Here is a 509-nt window from a genome sequence, read left to right on the forward strand (position 1 = left end):
TGGCTTGTCCATGCGCCTTCAATCCCACTGGTGACCGCGTTGTTGCCTACGCCGCGGGTTGTCTTGTTTAACCAACCTAATCCTTGGTCGTGAATGTCGGCACCTTCTGGCTCTGGGCCTAAATTGGCTGCATCACCGTTACCATGCGCTTTACCTACGGTGTGGCCACCAGCGGTTAGGGCAACGGTTTCTTCATCATTCATTGCCATTCGAGCGAACGTAACTCGTACGTCGTGCGCGGTTTTGAGTGGATCCGGCTGTCCATCGACGCCTTCTGGGTTGACATAAATTAAGCCCATCATCACAGCGGCGAGTGGATTCTCTAAATCCCGTTCACCTGAATAGCGGCTGTTAGGGTTGTTGGTAGGTGCCAGCCATTCTTTTTCTGAGCCCCAATAAATGTCCTTTTCTGGGTGCCAGATGTCTTCGCGCCCGAATCCGAAGCCGAACGTTTTCAACCCCATGGATTCATAAGCCATCGTACCGGCATACGCAATGAGATCGGCCCA

1 protein-coding gene is annotated in these 509 nt (G+C 53.0%); it reads right to left on the bottom strand.

All coding sequences use genetic code 11. The annotated features are described in order from the left end of the window. On the bottom strand, window positions 1–509 hold a 509-nt coding region (locus tag R7Z47_RS26970), incomplete at both ends, for a peroxidase family protein (RefSeq protein ID WP_318131043.1).

Source organism: Vibrio sp. 1641, assembly GCF_033339995.1.
In the GTDB taxonomy this organism is placed as follows: Bacteria; Pseudomonadota; Gammaproteobacteria; order Enterobacterales; family Vibrionaceae; genus Vibrio; species Vibrio alginolyticus.